General features: G+C 38.6%; 22 protein-coding genes. 15 read left to right on the top strand and 7 right to left on the bottom strand.

Translation table 11 applies throughout. From position 1 onward, the window contains the following. The 12 genes from ACQ96U_RS13485 to ACQ96U_RS13430 form a co-directional block, all read left to right on the top strand. Window positions 1-1313 (top strand): RHS repeat domain-containing protein (locus ACQ96U_RS13485; RefSeq protein ID WP_431721779.1); only part of this gene is annotated, 1313 nt, incomplete at its 5' end. After that, complete coding sequence (locus ACQ96U_RS13480; RefSeq protein WP_431721778.1) at window positions 1310-1687, top strand: hypothetical protein; 378 nt, start codon at window positions 1310-1312, stop codon at window positions 1685-1687. The genes ACQ96U_RS13485 and ACQ96U_RS13480, both read left to right, overlap by 4 nt. A gap of 44 nt (window positions 1688-1731) precedes the next feature. Continuing rightward, the gene (locus ACQ96U_RS13475; RefSeq protein WP_431721777.1) at window positions 1732-2115 is read left to right on the top strand and encodes a hypothetical protein; all 384 of its coding nucleotides are present in this window, start codon (window positions 1732-1734) and stop codon (window positions 2113-2115) included. 48 nt (window positions 2116-2163) lie between these two features. Beyond that, complete coding sequence (locus ACQ96U_RS13470; RefSeq protein WP_431721776.1) at window positions 2164-2532, top strand: hypothetical protein; 369 nt, start codon at window positions 2164-2166, stop codon at window positions 2530-2532. Between the two features lie 100 nt (window positions 2533-2632). After that, a complete protein-coding gene (locus ACQ96U_RS13465) occupies window positions 2633-3235 on the top strand; it encodes a hypothetical protein (protein ID WP_431721775.1) in 603 nt (200 codons plus the stop codon). A gap of 21 nt (window positions 3236-3256) precedes the next feature. Continuing rightward, entirely contained in the window at window positions 3257-3631 is a 375-nt protein-coding gene (locus ACQ96U_RS13460; protein WP_431721774.1) for a hypothetical protein, read from the top strand. Further along, window positions 3628-4062, top strand: a complete 435-nt coding sequence (locus ACQ96U_RS13455) for a hypothetical protein (RefSeq protein ID WP_431721773.1) — start codon at window positions 3628-3630, stop codon at window positions 4060-4062. Before ACQ96U_RS13460 ends, ACQ96U_RS13455 begins: the two co-directional genes overlap by 4 nt. A gap of 104 nt (window positions 4063-4166) precedes the next feature. Beyond that, entirely contained in the window at window positions 4167-4385 is a 219-nt protein-coding gene (locus tag ACQ96U_RS13450) for a hypothetical protein (RefSeq protein WP_431721772.1), read from the top strand. A 37-nt stretch (window positions 4386-4422) separates the two neighbouring features. After that, window positions 4423-4911, top strand: a complete 489-nt coding sequence (locus ACQ96U_RS13445) for an RDD family protein (protein WP_431721771.1) — start codon at window positions 4423-4425, stop codon at window positions 4909-4911. A gap of 12 nt (window positions 4912-4923) precedes the next feature. Further along, entirely contained in the window at window positions 4924-5310 is a 387-nt protein-coding gene (locus tag ACQ96U_RS13440) for an energy transducer TonB (RefSeq protein ID WP_431721770.1), read from the top strand. A gap of 68 nt (window positions 5311-5378) precedes the next feature. Beyond that, a complete protein-coding gene (locus tag ACQ96U_RS13435) occupies window positions 5379-5672 on the top strand; it encodes a phage tail protein (protein WP_431721769.1) in 294 nt (97 codons plus the stop codon). A 331-nt stretch (window positions 5673-6003) separates the two neighbouring features. After that, entirely contained in the window at window positions 6004-6702 is a 699-nt protein-coding gene (locus tag ACQ96U_RS13430) for a tetratricopeptide repeat protein (protein WP_431721768.1), read from the top strand. A gap of 35 nt (window positions 6703-6737) precedes the next feature. Here ACQ96U_RS13430 and ACQ96U_RS13425 read toward each other — a convergent pair whose 3' ends face one another. Next, on the bottom strand, window positions 6738-7382 hold the full coding sequence (locus ACQ96U_RS13425) for a substrate-binding periplasmic protein (protein ID WP_431721785.1): 645 nt from the start codon (window positions 7380-7382) through the stop codon (window positions 6738-6740). Window positions 7383-7990: 608 nt separating this feature from the next. Here ACQ96U_RS13425 and ACQ96U_RS13420 point away from each other — a divergent pair. From ACQ96U_RS13420 to ACQ96U_RS13410, 3 genes are all read left to right on the top strand, one after another. Then, on the top strand, window positions 7991-10123 hold the full coding sequence (locus ACQ96U_RS13420) for a DUF7507 domain-containing protein (RefSeq protein ID WP_431721767.1): 2133 nt from the start codon (window positions 7991-7993) through the stop codon (window positions 10121-10123). Between the two features lie 118 nt (window positions 10124-10241). Further along, complete coding sequence (locus tag ACQ96U_RS13415; RefSeq protein WP_431721766.1) at window positions 10242-11444, top strand: GNAT family N-acetyltransferase; 1203 nt, start codon at window positions 10242-10244, stop codon at window positions 11442-11444. Between the two features lie 93 nt (window positions 11445-11537). After that, a complete protein-coding gene (locus ACQ96U_RS13410) occupies window positions 11538-12251 on the top strand; it encodes a L,D-transpeptidase (protein WP_431721765.1) in 714 nt (237 codons plus the stop codon). Window positions 12252-12323: 72 nt separating this feature from the next. Here the strand turns inward: ACQ96U_RS13410 and ACQ96U_RS13405 are convergent, their stop codons facing one another. The 6 genes from ACQ96U_RS13405 to ACQ96U_RS13380 form a co-directional block, all read right to left on the bottom strand. Next, entirely contained in the window at window positions 12324-13046 is a 723-nt protein-coding gene (locus ACQ96U_RS13405; protein WP_431721764.1) for a hypothetical protein, read from the bottom strand. Between the two features lie 254 nt (window positions 13047-13300). Beyond that, window positions 13301-15139, bottom strand: coding sequence for a carbohydrate binding domain-containing protein (locus ACQ96U_RS13400; RefSeq protein ID WP_431721763.1), 1839 nt, complete (start codon window positions 15137-15139; stop codon window positions 13301-13303). A 480-nt stretch (window positions 15140-15619) separates the two neighbouring features. Then, the gene (locus tag ACQ96U_RS13395) at window positions 15620-16432 is read right to left on the bottom strand and encodes a TatD family hydrolase (protein WP_431721762.1); all 813 of its coding nucleotides are present in this window, start codon (window positions 16430-16432) and stop codon (window positions 15620-15622) included. A gap of 163 nt (window positions 16433-16595) precedes the next feature. Next, the gene (locus ACQ96U_RS13390; RefSeq protein WP_431721761.1) at window positions 16596-17807 is read right to left on the bottom strand and encodes an EAL and HDOD domain-containing protein; all 1212 of its coding nucleotides are present in this window, start codon (window positions 17805-17807) and stop codon (window positions 16596-16598) included. Window positions 17808-17982: 175 nt separating this feature from the next. Further along, window positions 17983-21063 carry a MexW/MexI family multidrug efflux RND transporter permease subunit gene (locus ACQ96U_RS13385; RefSeq protein ID WP_431721760.1) on the bottom strand — a complete coding sequence of 1027 codons (3081 nt, stop codon included), beginning with the start codon at window positions 21061-21063 and terminating at the stop codon, window positions 17983-17985. 14 nt (window positions 21064-21077) lie between these two features. Next, window positions 21078-22175, bottom strand: a complete 1098-nt coding sequence (locus tag ACQ96U_RS13380; RefSeq protein ID WP_431721759.1) for an efflux RND transporter periplasmic adaptor subunit — start codon at window positions 22173-22175, stop codon at window positions 21078-21080. Window positions 22176-22604: the final 429 nt, after the last annotated feature.

The raw sequence follows: 22604 nt of genomic DNA, 5'->3' as shown, positions 1-22604 counted from the left end.
GCCGGATTGATCATGGACCCACAGGCACCAGCACGACCTACTACCAATCGGGTATCTATGAGAAGGTGGTTAGTGATACCGGCAAAATACAGCATAAGCATTACATTGCTGACGTCGCCATTATCACCAAAACGGAAAATGCCGGCACAGAAGATGGCACAAAAACCAATTACTTCCATCGTGATCACTTAGACTCACTCACGGCCATTACCGACCAAAACGGCCAAGTGGTTGAGTGCTTCAGTTATGATCCCTGGGGTAAACGTCGCCAGACAGATTGGCAAGCCGCGATTGATTTTACACAGATCACCAGCACCATCACCAAGCGAGGCTTCACCAACCACGAGCATTTGGATGGTGTGGGATTAATCCACATGAACGGGCGGGTGTATGATCCTAATGTGGGTCGGTTTTTAAGTGCTGATCCGATTATACAAATAATAAATAATATTCAAAGCTATAACCGATATAGTTATGGTTTAAATAATCCATTAAATGGATCTGATCCAACGGGCTTTATCTGGGAATCTATCAGAAACTTTTTTAGTGGTGGTGGTAAAAAAGATAATGGAAATGATAGTAATAGTGGACAAGATAGCTCGGATACAAAGATGGGATATGCAGGACCATTACGTCCAGAGTACCAGCCAAGAGAACCTTTAAACTATGGAGAACAGATTGCTAATGATGTAATGGATCACTACAACGAAATAGGGCGTGGTGAATCGAATCAAATAGATGGTAGTGACCGTAAGTCAGTAATGCAAAGCAATCAAAGGCAAACAACTCCTCTACGGCGAGAACACTTTGGCTATGATCCTTATAAGAATAATGGAAATGGATTCAAAAACGCAGCTTCAAAGGTTTTGAATACAGTAGTAGATATTTTAGGGAAGCTCTGGACTCTACCAAATACAGCTGCAGGTTTAGTGGTTGGATTTACTGGATATGTCGTTGGTAAAGTGGGCTATTGGTTTGGTATTACAGATATTAATCCATCAATTAACATTGGGCATAATGCAATAGAGTTTATTAATAATCCGTTCATGAATAAGTGGATGGCTCTAACTTTAGGTAATACAGTGCACTACGGTTCCGAGTCTCCCCCAGAAAAAAACTTTGCTTATGGTGACCCTACTGTAAACATTGGTGAGCATGAAGAAGCCCATACATACCAATACCAGGCTCTAGGTCCTTTTTTTGCCCCAGTATACTTTATAAGTGGTGGGCTTTCAGGCCCACAAGGAAATTCATTTGAAAATGCAGCACAGCACTACGGAAGATCACCTAAAACTGGAGGTTGGTGGCCATGAAAAGAATTATAACAATCATTCTTTTGTCTGTTTTTATTTTGGGGTGTGATACTTTTTATTACCCGAAAATCAGAAATGATTTTGATACAACTATTAAAGTTAATATAAAATATTCAAGTGGAGAACAATTGACTCATGATTGGCCTCCTTGTTTAGTTAGCTTTATAGGTAGAGAGAATAAAACTATAAATGAAATTAAAGTTTTTAAAGGTGATAAGAATATAATAGTATTGAGCAAGGAAAAAATTGCTGAAATGGCGGAGTTGGAAAATAAAAATGCGGGAGGATACTCTGTATGGGGTATAGGACCAGACGGGGTTAATTTTTATACAAAAAAGAAAGAATGTTTTCAAAATACGGGAAGTATTAACTAATACATTCTTATGGAGACTAGGCCAGTGTATGAGAGAGCTTTATTATGGCATTTAAAAGACTAAGTATCATTTTTTGTATTGTTTTTTTTCTGACGGGTTGTGATCATTTCTTTTATCCACCAACAATTAGAAATGACTTTGATACTAGCATAGAAATAAAGGTGAAATATTCTACCGGAAAGCAGCTCTCCCATATTTGGACCCCTTGCCTTTCTGGGCCTATCGGGGCTGGCAATGATATTGCTGTAGAAGAAATTCATGGCACTAAAAATGGAAAAACACTATTTATTTTGGATAAAGAAAAAATAAAAAAAATGGTTGAACTTGAAAGTAACAATGAAAATGGTTACTCAGTATGGGGAATAGGTCCAGATGGAGTCAATTTCTATACAGAAAAGAAAGAATGTTTTCAAGATGCAGGAAATTAACTAGGATATTTTTATGCAGACTAGTCCAGTGAAAGAGAGAGCTTTATTTTGATATTTAAAGTTTTACTAATTGTAACCGCTTCGGCTCTCTTGGCTGGTTGTCCTGCATTATTAAAGCTATCATTAAAAAATGAGACTGAGAATGAAATACATCTATATTCGATATACTCTGGTGGAGTGTTAACCACTATAAAGCCAGGAGAAACTGGCAGTATCCCCTATACTTATGACTGTTTAAAAGTTGGTATAGAAGACAGTATTGTTGAGTATAAAGAAATTGTGACTACATCAAGCCTTATAAGAGAAAATGGAATATTCTCAACAAAAATTGATGTAGTGATAAACAAAGACAAAATAGTATTTTTGAAAGAAAAAGATGATGGAAAAACTGTTATTTTAGATCCGAAGTGTGATTAATAAGTCAAACGAATTAGAATAGTTCTCAGCCACCCCAGCCTAAAAAGCTGGGGCTATCTATTTTTACGAATCGAATTAACAAATGAATTAAGTTATATAAATGAAGAAGTTATTTGCAGTAGTTTTATTATCAGTATTAGCCACTGGTTGTGGCATTAATGTCAAGCGTGGCGTTGAAGATAACGTGCTGACCTCTAACGTATCGCCAGCTATACAGCTCAACATACCTAAGTCTTATGAATTAGTGGATTCATTTTCAGGTAAAGAGTTTAACCAGTATCAAGATGGTTTTAGTGGAGCACATAACAAGCAAGAAATATATTTGTTCCAAGGCAAAAATAATAAAGGGTATGTCAATCGTACTTTATCGGTTAGTTTTATTGAAGCGGGTGTTAGTACATACTTTAGCGATGACATTGAAAGTAGGAATTTTTTCAATAAAGATAACATGTTTTTCAAGGGCCTTAATTATAAAACATATTTTCGTGTAAGAAGGCTTTCTAAAAAGCAGGAGGATGTTTCTGTTTTTGGGTGTTTAATTGAAAAATTACATCTCAAAGCATTACCACCCCAACAGCGTCGGATGTTCATCATCACGTATGGCGAGATGATTCCCTGCGATGAAGTCATGACAGATGAAATCAGCCCTCGTGTGATATCAGGTGTAAACATGCGGGCTATTGAGTTTATGAATCGTTTGTAAGTTTGTAGGCACGTTTGGATTATGAAAAAAAATATTGAAGTGAGTGGTAAAACACTCACTATTGGTAAAGATAGTTACCAACTGAGTAAGATTATCGATATATATGCTTTGGAGATGAAAGTTAAAGATCACTTGGTTAGAGTGCTCACTTTCTCATTTCTCTTCTCTGCGATTGGCTGGGCTTTTTTCCCTTTACTGGGTTTTGGGCTATTTGCCATTGGCTTTGTAATTTCCATTTTAACTATGAAAAAGTATGAGTTGAGAGCATTACACAAAGGCTCTGATGAAACGGGTGATCAGGTCGTTACCCTGTTAAGATCAAGAAAAGCTGAAGATTTTGAACGCTTTAAGCAAATAGCTGATGATGTAAAATCAACTAAGATGGCTTTGAAATGATGCAAAATATTCTCGTTACTTTATTTATCATAATAACCAGCCTGCTTACAGGTTGTAACTCAGCATCAACTAAACGGCAAGTTTCTTCAGATTATTATGCACAAAGTATTCGCAGCAAAGTTCAATCTTTGGATTGCATTAAGCAAATAGCTCCAAACTCACGTATATTGGTAGCAGTTGCTTCTGATGGTGTTCTTTATAATATTGTTCTACTTGAAAGTCGCACTGATGTTGTTTCAAGTTCATTACAACAGTGTATAGCGGATATATTTCCAGTTAAGCCGTTCCCTGAAGGTATGAACGATATTGATATCTTAGAGGTAGTTATTCAAATTGGAGATGGGGGTAATCAAGACAATAAAAATCTTGCTGATGAAATAAAAGAGTTGGAAGATCAGTTTGATAAGCAGGTTAAGGAAAAAGAAAATTAGAGGCTTCAAATAGCAACAATCATCGAGAATATATAATTAAAGAAGGAAAGGGGGGCTTTATTCGTGATGAAGTATTTTTTTATGTGGGTGATTAAATAATTGAAATGAATAAAATTATAGTAATATTTGTTGTTTTAATGTTTGTTACAGGGTGTGCTGTAAATTTGGCTCGAAACGTTGATAGTAATACTTTAAATAACTTTGATTACAGTTTGAGGGATTATTTAGTCAAAGGAGAGAGTGCTAATCGAGTTTTTACTGTAGCTTTCGGTCTATACAATTATATTGCAAATGCAGATAAAGTTGAGATGGTAGCGCAGTAGAAATAAACTAAGTATTTGTATTATTTGATGGTTAGCTATGAATAGCAGTGAAATATATCAGGCTCCTGAGGCTGAGTTAAAAGAAAATCAATCTGAAGACTGTAAACTTGCTTCGTTGTCAAGGCGTTTTTGGGCTACAGTTATTGATAAAATTATTTTTCTTAGTGTTATAACGATTCCATGGTTGATTTTTGATTGGTTGGGGGTTGATAACTCTAAATTTCAAGATGAGCATTATATTTCAGTATTAATATTGCTTTTGTATTTTGCATTAAATGTATATCTACTAGTTGTTGGTGGTCAAACGATTGGGAAGAAATTGTTAAAGATAGCAATTGTTAGGTCTGAAGATGGTGAGAAGCAAAATATATTTATAATACTAATTTTTAGAATGCTTCTATTTTGGATTGGGTGTTTTATTATTAATTTTCTATTTTTAATAGATTCATTGTTTATTTTTGGTGGTGGGCGTAGATGTTTGCATGATCTGGCGGCAAGCACAAAAGTAATTGATTTGAAAAAATAAGAAGTTTTGTTAATGAAAAAGTATTATCTATTGCTGGTTTTACTAAGTGCTGTATTAACTGGTTGTACAAGCTTTCAGAACAAAGTGGTGGAACCAAAAAGTGAACAACGGTTGGATATTAATAGCATATCATTTCTAATAAGCAAAAGAATTACAGAGAATTGGAATAAGCCTCAATCTAGTAGTCAAAGCTTACAAGTTAAAATTCAGGTTAAGACAAAAAAGGATGGCTCACTAGTTAATGCTAAAGTAGTTGAGTCGAGCGGGAATGAAATGTTTGATAGAAGTGCTTTAGAGGCTTTAAGTAGGGTTTTTCCTTTGGAAGAGCTCACTAAACTGAAAAGCGAAGAGTATGAGAAAAATTTTAAAAAGTTTAAGTTATTTTTTAAATCGGTGTAAAGGATTAATAGTTCCCCTATTCATTCCCTGGTTTTAATAGTAGAAAGGCATAGCCAAAGGAGCTTGCTATGCCTCAATCCATGTTAATTCTCACAAATCCTCAGCAACAAGTCCGTTTTCGGTTTAGTCGCGATACGGCTGTTTATCAATCCAGTCAGCAAACTCACCATTACCGGTGTAGTAAGCAGGAGCGCATTTCAAACGCTCCTACCTATCAATACATCGGTCCAGAACGGCAAAGTTTAATACTCAAAGGCGTGATTTATCCGCATTACTTAGGTGTAGGTGGACAGGAGCAGGTAGAACAGCTCCGAAAGGAAGCGGGGAATGAGTACCTGAGATTTTACTGGAGGGTATGTTAATTAATTTACCTGAAGTCCCTAAGCTGCCAATGAAGCCACAGGTGTAACTATGGGATTTTAATATTCTACCTAGCGAGCAAGCTATTGGAGCCAAGTAATCCTTGAAAAAGTGAATGGTTACTTACGAGCAAAGTATTTTCAGTGAAACCATGGCGTTTCCTATAGCAAATTAGAATAAATATTGATCAATTTATCTTTATTTGTGTGATTGCTGTCACATATGTGTTGCTGCTATCTGGATAAAATCCGCACTTTGGTAATGGAGACCAATTGGCTGCTCATTGGAATAGCATCTATGGATTTCTAGGATATATCGCTAGAAAAGAGAACCTTGAAGACGAACCCTGGCTTGAATTATGACGGGGTGTTAGTGAGAAGAGATGGATTAAGTATGCACAATAATCAACAGACAATGCTCCTTCAGGATGCTATCAATGCCTACGAGTTAGATGTCATGGATGAGGCCATTAGTAAATTTTTATTGTTAGCTGATTCAGATAACATGCCTGAGGTTTTTCAGTACTTATATTTTATTTATAAGAATGGTGATGGTGTATCGGTAGATATTGAAAAGGCTGACACTTTTAGAAAACGCTATACAGATACTGTTAGACGTTTAGCTCTGGCTGGTAATAAAGAATGGAAGCTTAAGTTAGCGTATATGTATTTCTATGGTGATGGGGTTCCTCAGGATAATAAACAAGCAATGGAAATGTTTAATGAATTAGCTTCAGTAGGGCATACAGAAGCTCAATTTATATTGTGGAAAATATTTAAATCAAATCCATCAATGTCTAGTGAAGAGGGACTTTACTGGTTACAGGAAGCGGCCAAGCAAGGACATACAGAAGCAATGTATACAGTTGCGAGCTTAATGCTGATTGGCAAACTGGGCGCTGAGAATGCTCGCAATGAGGCTATTTGTCTATTAACACAGTCTGCGGCAAAAGATTTCTTGCCAGCAGAAGAGCTATTAAGAAAAATGCGCAGTCGAAAACTAGAGATGCTCAGAATGAAAAAAACTGCGTAGTAGTGAGCGGTATTAGCAAATAGGTTGTATTAAATTTAGTTGTTAATACCATCTTGCTTTATGATTTTGTCAAAAGTCCCTGATAGTTTTATTTTTTCTAATCCATGATTGATAATAAAGATTTTTTGCTGCGGTGCTGTTGTTTTTTTTGAAATGGCAATGTACTGAGTCATCATTGCTACTGGAGGCGTGATAACCGTAAAGGCATCTTTATAACGATGATGTTTAACCCTGATTAAATAATTTAGGTAGTTTTCATCTAAAAGGGTAAGGTTAATTCTGCCTGAAAAAAGCTTTTGTAAATTCTTTTCATCATCAGCAACAAGTTCAATATCATAACCTTTTTTTTTGACAGACTCTGGAATATAGTAGCCTCTTACAGTACCAAGTCTGTAGTCGCTTGAAGTTAGGTCAATTTCTGCGCCTTTCTTTTTAATGAGTGACCATTTATTGCTCATCACAGGGTCAGAGTATAAAAAATATTGAGTACGTTCTTCTGAATACCAAACCCCCATTATACCATCTACTTTTTCTCCTGATTTGGCTTCTTCAATGGCTCTATTCCAGGGTACAAATTTAAGCTCAAGAGTGTAGCCCGAAAGATTGATTGATGCAGATATGATACGGGGAATAGGACCATATTGCTCCATACTTCGGCTGTGATAAGGGGGATAATCCATCACAGACAGGATGATGGTATTGAGTTTATTGGCTGCTAAAACCTGAGTTGACAATAAAGTGAGTATTATCAAGACTAAATGTTTTACTGCGAACAATCGTTCCATAAAGTTACTCATTAATGAGTACGGCTAATATTAATTAATAGTGTAGCTACTTTCAAATCCTGTGTAGTTAAGTTACGTTTTTTCAAGGACTTTGCCTATCCTGGTTTAGATGATTTACGAAATGACTATTCAAAAAATCTTTATTATTTTTTGTCATACAGTCGTTTATCTGAGAGGTTTTGAAATATTGCTTAGTTATCTGATAGAGGATTTCATGACATAAATGTCTTGGCTAAAAGGATCATTTTTTGAGAAGGTTATTGTCAATAAAAATTCAGGAAAAATAGGGATCAATTTATCGCGTGCTTGGTATAGTGTAAGTTAAAGGATGACTTAATATATGGAAATATCTCACATGGTTATTTGATTATTAGCTAATAAGTGCTAGAAATAGACGGATATTGAGTGTTATTTAGAGTTCACTTTTTTGTAAAGCTATAAAGTTTTTTATGACTTAAAACAGCAAGCACTATACTGCTTGTTTTGCATAACAAGGAGTGGTTATGTCTTTGAAAAACATGCTTTCACGAGTATTTTATTCTCCAAACTTTTCTCTTTTTGATAAAACATCTGTCATTTTCTTATATTGTTTATTTGGTAGCAGTTCGATGCCAGTATTTGCAATGGATACGGAAGAAGCTTTCTGCGTTGAAGAAACAGCAGGGTTTTCTGTTCAATGCTCTGCAAACGATGTAAGAGTGGCAGGGGTTGCAACTAATTCAGATGGCACACCTCAATTGCAAATACTGGATGATGGTTGTGCGTATCAGGGTGATACCGTATCTTTTACCGCAACCTTTGAGGTGGAGGCTTCTGCAAAAGAGCGGCATGATATTGGTATTTACTTTGTTACCGATGGAGACCCAAATAACGATGGAGCCCAAAGTGGACGCTGTAGTATTTCAACGATGCCATATCAACCTAATCCTCCATGGCTTGATTTGGATGGCACCAATGATCCTTTTCCAGGCACAACTGACCCTTCTGGTGTTCAAGACACTTGTGGTGATATTGATAAACCGGAACACAACCCTCTTTATCCAACAATCACCTTAACTGCAGTATGTATTGACCCAGATAAAGATGGGAAGTTAAATCTTCCTTATTGTACAAGCTGGCGACAAGCGGGTGCGAATGAGCTTTGTGTTAAACCAACCGATGCTTTCCCAGGTTCACCCTCTAAGTGTAAGTGTGATGAGACATTTAATATTCCGATTGATGTACCTCCTGCTGAATTATTAGTCAATAAAACTGTTAATCCAACGGAATTAAACGAGCCCGGTGGAGAAGTTACGTTTACAGTGGCTGTAACCAATGTGGGTATTGATCCTAATAATGATGTGACATTAAATACATTAGTTGATGATATCTATGGTGATATTACACAGTCAGGTCATGACAATATCCTTAATACCACATGTAGTACGCCTCAAACAATTCCATCTGATGATAGAAATCCAGGTGGAATAGATACCTACTCTTGTCAGTTTACAGTATTGATAGTAGGTAACGCTGGCATGGTTGAAACGGATACAGTTACTGCTCAAGGTACGGATGATAATGGTAATAGTTTAAGTGGACAAAATAGTGCAACGGTTACGTTACTTGATGAATTACCTGAAATTGTGGTCAGTAAATCAGTATCGCCTTCTGAACTTATTGAACCTGGTGGCAATGTAACTTTCACCGTTTCAGTCAATAACGTCAGCAGTGCCAGTAGTGACCCTGTAACGCTATCAACACTGGTTGATAATATTTATGGTAATTTGAGTGGGTTGGGGACATGTAGTACGCCGCAAACTATTCAACCTGGAGCAACGTATACATGCTCGTTTACCATGAACGTGACAGGAAATGCAGGTGATGCTGAGACTGATACAGTAACTGCTTCAGGAAGTGATGATGATGGTAACGCAGTGGCCGCAAGTGACTCCGCGACAGTCGTCATACAGAATGTACCATCAGCTATTTCGTTGGTGAAAACTGCAAATCCTGTGCAAGTATATGAACCTGGCGGCAAGGTAACTTATACCTATGTTGTGTCGAATGACTCCAGTGTTGATTCGGTAACAATTAATAGTCTTACTGATAACTTACTGGGTGGACTTAATGGACAAGGTACCTGTAGCTTGCCTCAAACGTTAGCGGCGGGTGCTAGTTATACGTGTCTTGTGACCAGTGTCGTGAGTGGTAATGGGCATGATTCTATTACTAATGTTGCTGAAGCAAAAGGTATCGACGATGATGGTGAAGCTGTTTCTGCAATGGACGATGCTACAGTGAATATTAGTAATGTACCACCAGCAGCTAGTTTATCAAAAGTTGTAAGCAGTGCATTGGTGACATATACAGTGACTATTTCAAATGACTCTGATGCTGAGCCATTAACAGTGAATAGTTTAATAGATGATAAGTTTGGTGATATTACCCAAATACAAGGTAGTATAAAAAATACATCATGTATTGTGCCGCAGCAGCTGCAGCCTGCAACTCAACCAGGAGATAGTTATACCTGTACATTTGAGGCGCTGGTGAATACTGTACCACATACTAATACTGTGGAAGGTTCTGTTGTTGATGATGATGGATCTGCTCCAGTAAAACCAACAAGTAGTGCTACGATTTCGTGGGAATAGTAAGTGAAGTAAATAATAAAGCCGAGCGATGCTCGGCTTTTTTTATATTGAATAATATTGATAATAAAACATAAAATTTATACTGCTTCGATAATGACCGTTTGTTGAAGGAAACAATATGAAGGATACAATCCGTGTATTAAAAGATAAAAAATTACGTCATAAGGAAAGGTATACGCCACTAGGGTACCAATATGTTATTGCAGATAACATCAATTTTTTAAAAAAAGATGACTGGAATGAAATAACGAAAAATAAATCAGTGTTTATGAGTATCGCTTACTTACAGGTTTTAGATGCGTTTAGTCCTGAAAATACTGAACAACGTTACACTTTAGCTTATCATGATGGAAAACCCATCGCTGCATTTGTTTTTCAACTTGCGGTCATTGGGGGAGAACAGTTGGTGTTACCAGATAAAAAATTAAAAGAAAAGGTTGTTAAACGCTATCAAGAGCGTGTACTCGTATGTGGTAATTTGGTCTCTAATGGTTTGCACGGGATTGCTATTAGTGATGAACTTTCTGTTGAACAAGGGTGGCGCATTGCTGCGGAACTGATGTATCGGATTCGTCGTGGAGAGAAAATAAATGGATCAGTTAATTTTGCATTAGTTAAAGACCTCAATGAAGCTGAGCTGGAAGCATCCATGGTTATGGAGCGTTACAGTTATCGGAAGATACAAACGGACCCGGATATGGTGTTACATCTCACTAAGCGTTGTGACTCGTTTGAGGATTATTTGCAACTATTGACCTCAAAGTATCGAAACCGGATTAGAAAAGTCATAAAAACACTTCAACAGGCCAACATCACTGACCAGCAAATCGTTGATTTAGCTCCTTATGAGGCTATTATTCATCGCTTGTATTTACAAGTGGAAGAGCGAGCAGAAGTCAGACCCGCGACATTACCTGAAGGTTATTTTTCAGCCTTAGCGAAGGCATTCGGCGAACGGTTTTGCTGTTCGATAATTAAACAAGATAACGAGATTGTAGGCTTTGTTACAACCATAAAAGATGGTGATATTGCTAAAGGATATTATGTAGGGTTTGATGCCCAAATTAACCAAAAATTTCCTATTTATTTTAGACTGCTGCAGTTAGTGGTTGAGCATGGTATTAGTATGGGGTGTCAAGTCATCTCGTTTGGTAGAACGGCATCTGAACCAAAAACAGGGTTAGGGGCTAAACCATTTTCTACTTTTGTCTGGGCTCGTCACCGATTGCCCTCAGTGAATTTTATTGTGAGAAAATTGTTTCGTGTGATTCCTTATGAAGAAGCACCTGATCGCAATGCGTTTAAAAAACAGGAGGGATAATTTTGTTTCTAAAAGAATAAAATGAATGATCTATAATATTAAAGTTAAGTTCTATTGAGTTGTAAAATTAGTAGTATTTTAAGGTGTACTGTCATGAATAAAAATTATGTGGGTTCATTGGCAGTGTTTATTGCAGCACAGTTTTGTTCTACACCACTATTAGCCAGCAAATCGCATTACGGGGAACGGTTTTGTGATTACGAGACAATTACCTGTTACAACGTGAAACGCGGTGATAGTTGGTATTCCCTTTTTCCTGACCCGACGCGGCGTGATTTAATTCAACGGTTTAATCGTATGAATGTCAGGCTGCGTCCAGGAATGAAACTTGCCGTCCCAAATGAGCTTCACTCTTTGTCAGTTATGGATATTTCTCCATTTAAGCCCCAAATAACTAACTCAGGTGAAAAACTCATAGTGGTTAATTTAGATGTATTAGCCTGGGGAGCATACAATGAGCAAGGCAATTTAGTTCACTGGGGACCGCTGTCTGGTGGCAAGGATTGGTGTCCAGATGTAAAACGTCCTTGTCGAACGGTGACGGGAACTTATTCTATAAAACGTAAATTAGGCTCTAGTTGTAAGTCTTCTAAATATCCTCTTGGTAAAGGTGGGGCACCCATGCCTTACTGTATGTTCTTTTTCCGTGGATTTGCATTGCATGGCTCACCTTATGTGCCTGGTTATAATGCAAGCCATGGCTGTGTTCGTTTGTTTCCTGAGGATGCTCGCTGGATTAATCAGGAGTTTGTAGATCCTCCATCATCGCCATTTGGTGGAACAACGATCATCGTCGAACGTTCTTAATATTCCTAATATAAAAAAGGCCAACTAACACACTGGCCTTTTTTATATTTAATACTGAATTTCTTGATACGATTAACTTGGATTTTCTGGAGGAACTTCTTCTATTGCCGTTGGTGTTACTGAATCAGTACCTTTTTGAGAGTTTAGGTAAGTAATTTCGGAGTCATCAATAATGGTGGTATTACCGGATATATTATCTATTGTCACAGTAAAAATACCTGCAGCTGTTGCTACTGTCATATACGTTTGTTCTGTACCACGACTGATCGATACTGTTTCAAAGCTTTCTCCATTGACTTTTTGACCTGTCCAAACATTGACATCATCAAGAGCGTTACGTGTACTGGTAAGCTTCATATCGACCACATCATTAATATGAGGTAATGGTAGGGTGAGTGTTTGGCCAACAGCAAAATTTTCAATAACACCTGTATTTATTTGAGCATGAGCAACGTGGAGACCATTTTCTTCAATGATGGGCTGTTGGTCGTTAATTTCCCACGCGGTTATGGGACCATAATCAATTGAACCTTGTTGCATAAGTGCTGGATCTATTTCTGCGACGTTAATGGGGTTTAGTTCTTTTAAATTCTGATCTTGTTTTGTGGTAGCAGCTGCTGTTTCTGTTTGTTGTTGCGTTGGTTGTGTTTGTGACGATGGTGTTGTTGCTTTAGGTTCTGGAGCTTGGGCAACAGGTTTGGGAATTGCTGAGTCGTCACTGGGCTGATAGAAAATGATAACGGCGATCGCACCCACTATTAAGGCAACAACGGCAGTGGTTAAATGTTTAGACATGGAGTCACCTCTTGAGCGATGTAGAAGTTTGTTTATGAGTTTACTTTTGGGGTGTTAGACCAGATGAACTTAGTCTAAAAACGTCTGTAAATGCTTCGCCTTTTAGTATTTATAAGATGCTTGCAAACAGTATAGTCGAATATAAAAATAAGTGATTTTTAGGTTTGCCAGGGAAAATATTTTTTTAGTATTTAAATTTATTTAGTTATAAAAAAAAAGGGGGCATTTCATGCCCCCTTTTTTTTCAGCGATTATTATTTTTCTACGACTTTAACATTATCGATATTAAATTTAATACCAGCGTTAGGTCCAAAGAAGAAAAGTTTCTCGTAGCGAAGCTGACCTACAGGTTTGAAGGTAATATCGCCACTGATAGCTTGCCATTGGCCTGCAGCGGTTGGTTGACGCTTGATGACAACCCAGTGATGGCCAGCATCATCAATATAGTACAGTCTCATATCAGCATATTGAGTGCCTGAAGAAGCAGAATCAAGTCGGAAGTCTGCTGATACAGTGTAAGTTTTGCCTGATTTGATGATACCTTTAACATCATACAGTGCACCAGAGTACCAGTAGGGACGGTAAGTAACCGCTAAGCTGTTATAGCCTGTGCCTGCTGAAATAGGCGCTAATTGGATTGAGCTTTGGAAAGCAGCTCCCCAACTTTGTAAACCATTTTCAAAATCACTGTAGAGTAATGATGCTGGTACTACAGGTTTTGGCTGTTCACTGGACTTGGTTAGCTTAACTTCATCGATCAACAGTCCAGTATCATTGTAAGGTGAATGAATGAACAGGTAGGCTGTTTCTAATGAGGTTAATGTTGAAGTTTCTTCAATATTCATACGCTCAGAAATAATCGTAAATTCCTGATCAGTCACTGATGCTACTTTGATGGTTTTATAACGCTGTCCTGGTATAACGAGAAAGATTTGTACGTCACGGCGAACGTTTGCAGTACTATCAATTTTGACTTTAGCGGAAAAGTCGTAGTTAGTATTGAGCTGTAGCCCTTCGATAGGCTGATAAGCACCGTTGCTGTAACGACCATTGCTAGCGTGTAAGACATTATCAATACAGTCGTTTGTGACTTCAGTGATCTCTAATTGTCCGCCGTATGTAGACCCCCAGTAACGGGTGCTATTTTCATTGAAATCACCATCTTTAACCAAGTTATCTGCAACAGGTTGTTTTTTACAGGCTGTTTTAGTGACAGTCGTTTCTGTTGTCGTTGTTTCTGTGGTGGTTTCAGTTGTGGTTGTCTCGGTAGTGGTTTCTGTAGTTTCAGTGGTTGTTGAGGACGTTTCATCAACCACTTTGGTTGGCATAAAATCAGCTAGTTGAGTGGCTAAGCGGTTAAGTGCTTCAGCGGCATTTGCTGATTTACTGTCTGTGATGGGTTTACCACAGGCTAAGCCTTTACATGCATAAACATTGGGATTAGAGAAATACTGTAAACGGGGAACATAGCTACCGCTTGAGTAGGCTGATTGGTAGGCCATTGTTGTTACAAAAATATTATCTTCACCATGGCCGCGAGCCCAGTCGTAAACACCGCCTTTACTACCTTGCGCATAAGAGTGTCCAAGACTCATGTTATGCCCTAATTCATGAGCATAAGAGCTAGTACATTGAATATTTACCCAGTTGAAGGCATAAGACTTGGCATAACTGTAAAGTTTGTTGGTTTTCTCATCACCCATACCAACATAGCCTAGGCCGCAATAACCGGTTGCTGGGCCTACTAAAGAGACAAAGTCAGCACCATATTGTGCACGAAGTGAAGCAACATATTCGCTATTTTTTAATTTTTCCAGGTCGCCATCACCAATGACATCGCCAAAACCTTCACTCGTGGGTAACGCACTGTGGTGTACTAAGCGTAACCGCATATTGATTTTACTATTGATATAGCTTTGATTGGCATATTCAACCAGTGCATTGAGACGTGCTGCCATATCATTGCTTTTTTCAGTGTTGGCGGTATATACAGCCATTACGTCGATGACAACAGGCTCAGCAATAGCAACTGTCGATATTGATGCTACTGCAAAAGCCACTGGACTTAGCAGTGCCTTACCAAGTGCGTTCATAACTATCCTCTTTATCCCTAATCTAACGTCGCTAACGTGATTTTGTTATTTATTAATTTTCAAAAACAAATAACAAAACCATTTATTTTGGTGCATAGGATTTAATGGTTGTGTTGGCCGTAAAGCCTTTTTTTAATTTATTGACGCTGAGTTGTGGGAGAGAAATTTACCTCATTGAAACAATAGTATGGTTTGAAGTTTGTCACAAAAAAACTTTGTTCGTGAAGTAAATCAATGTAATAAAGATAAACGGTTAACTATAGATATGTATTTTTTATCTTGTTTATAGTGTGATATTGATTGGGTTTATAATGCGTGGTGGGTTGGTAATGATGTGCTAATTTTCGTGGTTATTTGAGATGGAAATAAATTTATCTAATAGCGAAATGTAATAGAAAAACAAAAAATGAGTTTAAAAATAAAAAATGGAGAAATGCTGGTGGTTTCTCCATAAAAATAAATTAGACGATTTAAAGCGTTTTAAGAGGCAAAAGGTAGCTGAAAAAAAGATGCTGCCACTTGCTTAGTCTCAGTAGCCACTTTGACATAATCAACGTGTAGACAGTCTGCAATCGTTTTAACTACTTCAGGTAAAAAGGCGGGTTCGTTGCGTCGAGATTTTGGTTTTGGATGCAGAGTTCTTGGTAAAAGGTAAGGTGCATCCGTTTCAACCATGAGTCGGTTACTGGGAATACTCGGTACAAGCGCTAAAAGATGTTGTCCTCGCCGCTCATCACAGATCCAACCTGTTAAGCCGATGTGCAAATCTAAATCCAGGTAGTTAAACAACGCATGTTTTTGTCCAGTAAAACAATGAATAACACCATTAATAAGATGATCTCGATAGTCTTTTAGTATGGCTTGCATACGCTTATCAGCATCTCGTTCATGTAAAAAAACAGGTAGCTTTAACTCACAGGCAAGTTCGAGTTGTTGAATAAATACTTTTTCTTGCTGAGGGCGAGGTGAAAAGTCTCGATTAAAATCCAGGCCCATTTCTCCCAAAGCCACTGCTTTTTTATTACTTGCCAGTGAACGGAGCTGGCCAATGCTATGAGCGTTTGCCTGTTTGGCATCATGGGGGTGAATACCCACGGTAGCGAAACACATATCATCAAATTGGTTTGCAAGTTCCAGTGCTTTTTCGCTGCCATTAACAGAGGTACCCGTAATAATTAGGGTGTTAACCCCTGCTTTTTTTGCTCTTGTAAGTATATCCTCTCTGTCATTAGCAAATGATTTATCTGCAAGGTTAACACCAATATCAATTAAGGAGGGTGCTGATGATTCCACAGTTGAATAGACCTCTTTTACATGAAAAAACCTTATATGGCTTTTTTACAAAGATGCTTTTAATAAAAGCAATAAGGGGGTTTTAACGAACTTGTCGTTGTATACGATGGGGTATATCACAAATTTTGCCCATATAAAGTGTGTTTACATAAAAGAGATAAGCTTACAGCTTTTGCAGCTGGTGTGCAGCACTTAAACTGGCAAGGTAGGCATCGCGAACAGTAAAATCGCTAATATTGAGTTGGAGTAATCGTCCCCAGTTGATTTTTTGCCAAGCCGCTTGTTCATATAATATTGTGGTTGACAGAATAAACCCCATGATGCCTTTATAGTGTAATGCGGCATCAATATGTTCATCGGGTAAAGCCAGACTTGATAAGACACTCTCTAACGTTTGGTCAAAAAAGGCATCGAGCATTGACAGTAACCCTACCAGAAAATATTGAGAAGGATCGCTGCCTTTAATATGGCGAGACATCAGTTGGCACATCAGCGCGCGCTGTAAAGCCAATACGATGAGTTCATTAGGCTTATCGACCAGGGTGCTTAACTTAAGCATGATCACCAGGTTGCGTATTTGGGTAATACCCAGCATCGTGATGGCTTGTTTGATACTTTCAACTGTTCTTGTCCGGCGGTAATAGGCGGAGTTTACAAGTCTTAGAATTTTGATAGCAATCGTAGGGTCTTTATCAATAATGGATTCTAACTCTGAGACTTCTACATCAGGATTTTGCAGTTTTGCTAGCAGCTGCATCACGATCGCTTTATTCGACTCAAGTCGATGTCCATGGACTTGTTCAGGCTTACATAAAAAATACCCTTGAAATAAGTCAAAGCCAGCCTCGCGACAAAAGCTAAGCATGCCATAGGTTTCGACTTTTTCGGCCAGGGTCTTTACGTTATATGCTTTTAATTCGGTCAGAATTTGGGGTATTTCTTCTTTAGGGGTATCTAATACATCAATTTTTACAATATCAACATAGGGCAAGACAGAAGGTTTATCTTCACTGTGTTGGTAATCATCAAGGGCAATGGTGAAACCATCATCATGTAACTTTTTTACTGCAGCAACCGTTTGTTCATCGAAAATAATATCTTCTAACACTTCTATGACAAAACGATTTTTGTCGATGACGGGCGGGTTAAATAAGAGTTGATGGGTGAAATTAACAAAGGCAGGAACGTCACCAATTACATCCTCTAATTGTAATGAACCAATCACACTATCCAGTAAGTTGGATGTGGCGGCGTTTCCATCCTCAAAAATGGCTTGATGATCATTCTGGTCTCTAAATAATAACTCATAGGCTTTGACTTTTTTTTGTGTGTCAAAGATAGGTTGTCGAGCCAATAAAATTGTCTTTTCTGCCATGATGATAAGTAAATATTAGCTGTGAGGAATCCCTTAATCCTTTCTAGTCTAGTTGAATGAATATAGCTTGGGTAGCTTAATAGCTGTGCTTTTTGGCTTGAGTAAGACGGGGAGGTGAGTAGAAGAAAGCTTCGCCAATAGACTGCAATTCTATCGGCGAAGTTTGACGTTGAGGTTATGACGAGTGAGTGGCAGGTTGTGCGACTAAATCATCTGTCTCTGTGTCTTCTTGGTGTTTGCGAGCAAAGAAGGTGTACATAGTGGGTACAATGTATAAGGTGAATAATGTACCAACAGTCATACCTGTGGCTATAACCAGGCCAATATTGAATCGGCTAATGGCCCCAGCACCATCCGCTAACACCAGTGGTACGACACCCAGAACCATAGCACCGGTGGTCATAAGTACTGGACGTAACCGAATGGCTGTCGCTTCCAGAGCGGCTTGATGAACACTGTAACCACGCTCTTTTTGTAGCTGATTGGCAAACTCAACGATAAGAATACCGTGTTTACTGATCAGACCAATCAGTGTCACCAAACCAATCTGGGTGTAAATATTCATGGTACTGACACCCAAAAACAACGGTATTAATGCGCCGAAGATCGACATGGGTACACTGATCAGAACCACAAAGGGATCGCGGAAGCTTTCAAATTGTGCAGCAAGCACCAGGTAAATCACAATTAATGCAAAGACGAAAGTAATGAGTAATGCGTTACCTTCTTGCATAAATTGGCGTGATACGCCTGAAAAATCTCGGCTGAACCCTTGTGGAAATACTTTATCAGCAGTTTCATTCAAAAATGTCAATGCATCCCCCAAGGCAACACCAGGCATAACAATACCTTGGATCGTGGCAGCATTGAGCTGTTGAAATTGCTTAAGCTGATTGGGTTTACTGATTTTCTTAGTCTTAATCACTGTGCTCAGTGGAATAAGGTCATTCTGCTGGTTTCTTACGTAATAACGTTTAAGCCAACTGGGATCAATACGGGATAAGGCATCGGCTTGAGGAATGACTTTGTAGCTTCGACCATCAAGGGTAAATCGGTTGACTCGACCTTCACCCAGCATGGTGGCTAGAGCATTACCAATAGCTTCCATACTCACCCCAAGTCGTGCGGCTTTATCCCGGTCAATCCAGACTTGCAGCTCGGGCTTATCAAATTTGAGATCACTGGTGATCATCATGAATTTACCGCTTTTTCTCGCTTCAGCTAATACACGTTCAGTCACTTGATGAAGTGTTCTATAGTCGGCAGTGGTATTTACAATAAACTGGACAGGTAAACCTTCACCAGAGCCAGGTAATGGCGGCATATTAAATGAGAAAATTTCTAAACCAGCAATGCCATTTAATTTTTGCTGTAGTTGAGGCTGTATTTCCAGCTGACTGCGTTCTCTCTCATCCCAGGGTTTGAGAATCATACCTGCAATAGAGCTATTGACACTACCCATGCCATTGACCAAAAACGAGCTATCATACTCAGGGAATGAGCTAAAAATAGACTCGAACTGTTCGGTGTATGCATTCATATAATCAATATTGGCATATTGCGGTGATGAAGAAGAAATAAACACAATGCCTTCATCTTCATTGGGTGCGAGTTCACTTTCAATGAATAAAAACATGATGGGTAAACTGCACAAAATAACAATCGCAAATACAACAGTTGGCGCACGGTATTGTAACACGCTGGCCAGAGAACGCTGGAAACGTTGTTTAAGCTTATCAAAAAGTTGATCTAATTTTGCGGCTAATTTACTTTCATGACTGGCATCCTGTAATAGTTTGGAGCACATCATGGGGGATAAGGTCAGGGCGATAATACCTGAAATAATCACAGCGCCTGCCAGGGTGAAGGCAAACTCGGTAAATAATTTACCGGTAAGTCCTCCCAAGAAACCAATGGGGGCATATACCGCTGCTAAGGTAATTGTCATTGCAACAACCGGCATGGCAATTTCGCGTGCACCTAAAATGGCTGCTTTAAAAGGACTTAACCCTTCTTCAATATGACGATGAATATTTTCCAGTACGACAATCGCATCATCCACCACCAAACCAATAGCGAGTACCATGGCTAATAGCGTAAGCAGGTTGATGGAGTAACCCATGACCAGCATAAAAAATAACACACCCACCATGGATAAGGGGATGGTTACAACAGGAATGATGACAGAACGTAACGCCCCTAAAAATAAGAAGACAACAATAATAACAATAACCGTTGCTTCAACCAGGGTGTTGACCACTTCATTGATAGAGGCTTCAATAAAGCGAGTCGCATCATAAACGACATCGGCTTTCAAAGTGGAAGGTAGTTGTGCTTTGACTTCAGGTAATTTATTTCGTACGCGTTGAATCACTTCCAGAGGGTTGGCTGAAGGTGTTGAGCTGATTGCCATATACACGGACTGAATACCATTAAAGGCAACATAGGAGTCAAAGTTTTCAGCGGATAACTCAACACGCGCGACATCCTTAACACGTACAAGCACATCATCACGGCTGGCAATAACAATATTGCCAAAGGCTTGAGGTGAGGTTAAATCTGTTTTGGCATTGACGCCTGTAACAATAAAATCACCTTTTGTTTCGCCGGCAGCAGAAAGAAAGTTATTAGTGCGGATTGCCTGATTAATATCTTCGCTCGTAATTTGGTGGGCTGCCATTTTTACAGGGTCCAGCCAGATACGCATGGCAAAGGTTTTTTTACCTAATATTTCCGCTTCTGCAACACCTTCAATCGTGGCTAATTTTGGTTGTACGACACGTGTCAAGTAATCTGTTACTTGCTCATTATTCATTTCCTCACTGTAAAAACTCATATACAGTAAGGCTGTACCTCGTGCAGACTCTTTGGCGACCACAGGCTTGTCAGCATCTTCAGGTAGTTCATTTTGAACTTCTGCTACCTTAGCCATAATTTCAGTTAAAGCAGCGTTAGCGTCATAACCTAAATTAAGATTCGCTTTTACCGAAGATACGCTTTGTTGACTGCTTGATGTGATGTAGTCAATACCTTCTGCACTGGCGATAGCCTGTTGGATAGGTGTGGTAATAAAGCCCTGAATAACATCACTACTGGCACCAGGATAAGTGGTGGTAATACTGATAACCGCATTTTCAAGTTTGGGATATTGTCGAATACTGAGGGTTTCAAAAGCTTTAAAACCTAATAATAAAATCATCATGCTCACGACAGTGGCTAGCACCGGTCGTTTAATAAAAACATCAGTAAAATGCATGGTGTAGCTCCTGCCTACAACTCAACATCATTATTGATAATGATGCGGGTACCATTATTGAGCTTTAATTGTCCAGAGGTGACCACCTGCGCTCCAGTTTCCAGACCACTGAGTATAGCCACTTCACCATTTCGTTCTTCACCCGTTTTGACATAATGGCGGGTGACGGTCAGTAAGGGGTTACCATCATCAGCTTTTCCATCCTCTTTAATTAAAAATACTGAATCACCATACAAACTATAGGTAATAGCGGTAAGCGGAACTGTGATGACAGGTTTGGTCGTAGGTAATAACACACGTAAATTAGCAAACATACCTGGTAAGAGTTTGCCGTGCTCATTACTGACACTGGCACGGACTAATAGATTACGAGTTTCTTCATTAACCTTTGAGTTAATTGCAATTAATTTCCCTCGGAAGACATCTTTATTATGTGCTTCAACTGTAAACTCAACAGTTTGATTAATTGCTAATTTAGGAAAGTCCTGTTCAGGTAAACTGAAGTCAACATATAAAGGGTCAGTGTCCTGAAGGGTAGCAATCGGCGTTCCTGGAGAAACATATTCTCCTAAGTCGACCATACGAATACCTATTTTTCCATTAAAGGGTGCACGAATTGTTTTTTTTGCAATAACTGCTTTCGTACTTTCTACACTGGCAACCGCTTCTTCTAACGTTGCTTTACTACGATCAAACGTCGTTTGAGGAATTGCCCGCTTTGTTAGGAGCGTCCGATCACGTTCGTAATTAATTTTGGCCAGTTTTAATTGTGCTTCAAAACGTTTTAAATCGGCCTGTTCAACTTGATCATCAATTTTGATTAAGATCTGGCCTTGAGAAACATCTTCCCCTGATTTAAATAATATTTCTTTAATTGTACCGCCCACTTCAGTACTCACCTCTACACCATTGACGGCTGTGAGCGTACCAATTGAGTTTAAATAAGGTTGCCAGTTTTGTGACTTTGCTTTGTCAGCAGAGACAGTCACAGGAGGTGGTGTATAGTTAGCAAATGCTGCCATACCTTCAGTTATTTGCTGGTATTTCAGGCCAAAAATAGCACCAAATATAATTAACAATATGATAATGACAATCATCATGCGTTTAAACATGAAGAATTCCTTGCTTAAGTGTTAGTGACTTCAATGACCTGAAAACAGGCATATACCATTTATAAATAATATTAAATTTATGGGGTTTAATAACCCAAGTTGTATACGGTTTTATTATACGTAACGTTATGTACGCTTTATGAGTGAATGATTAGCGTTAATTGTCCATTATAAAGTGATTGTTGGTGTACTTCATTGTTGATTTTTGTCTGTCATTGTGTGCAGTAAAAAAATGTAAGGTTATCAATTCAATGTTGGCGGCTCTAGCGATGTATTCTCGCAAAGTAGTTTTCTCCAATAGATGAGGTTAACCAGGAGATCGTGCTAAAGCGAATTGGGCTAATCATTAGCCGGATGAAAAAAGCTCATAATGTATGGTTAATTTCAAAAATGTCCCAAAGCCAATATGTCCTTCGCGATAGCATTACA

Source organism: Zooshikella sp. RANM57 (assembly GCF_050749885.1).
Classification (GTDB): Bacteria; Pseudomonadota; Gammaproteobacteria; order Pseudomonadales; family Zooshikellaceae; genus Zooshikella.
This window is presented reverse-complemented; position numbering and strand designations above follow the sequence as displayed.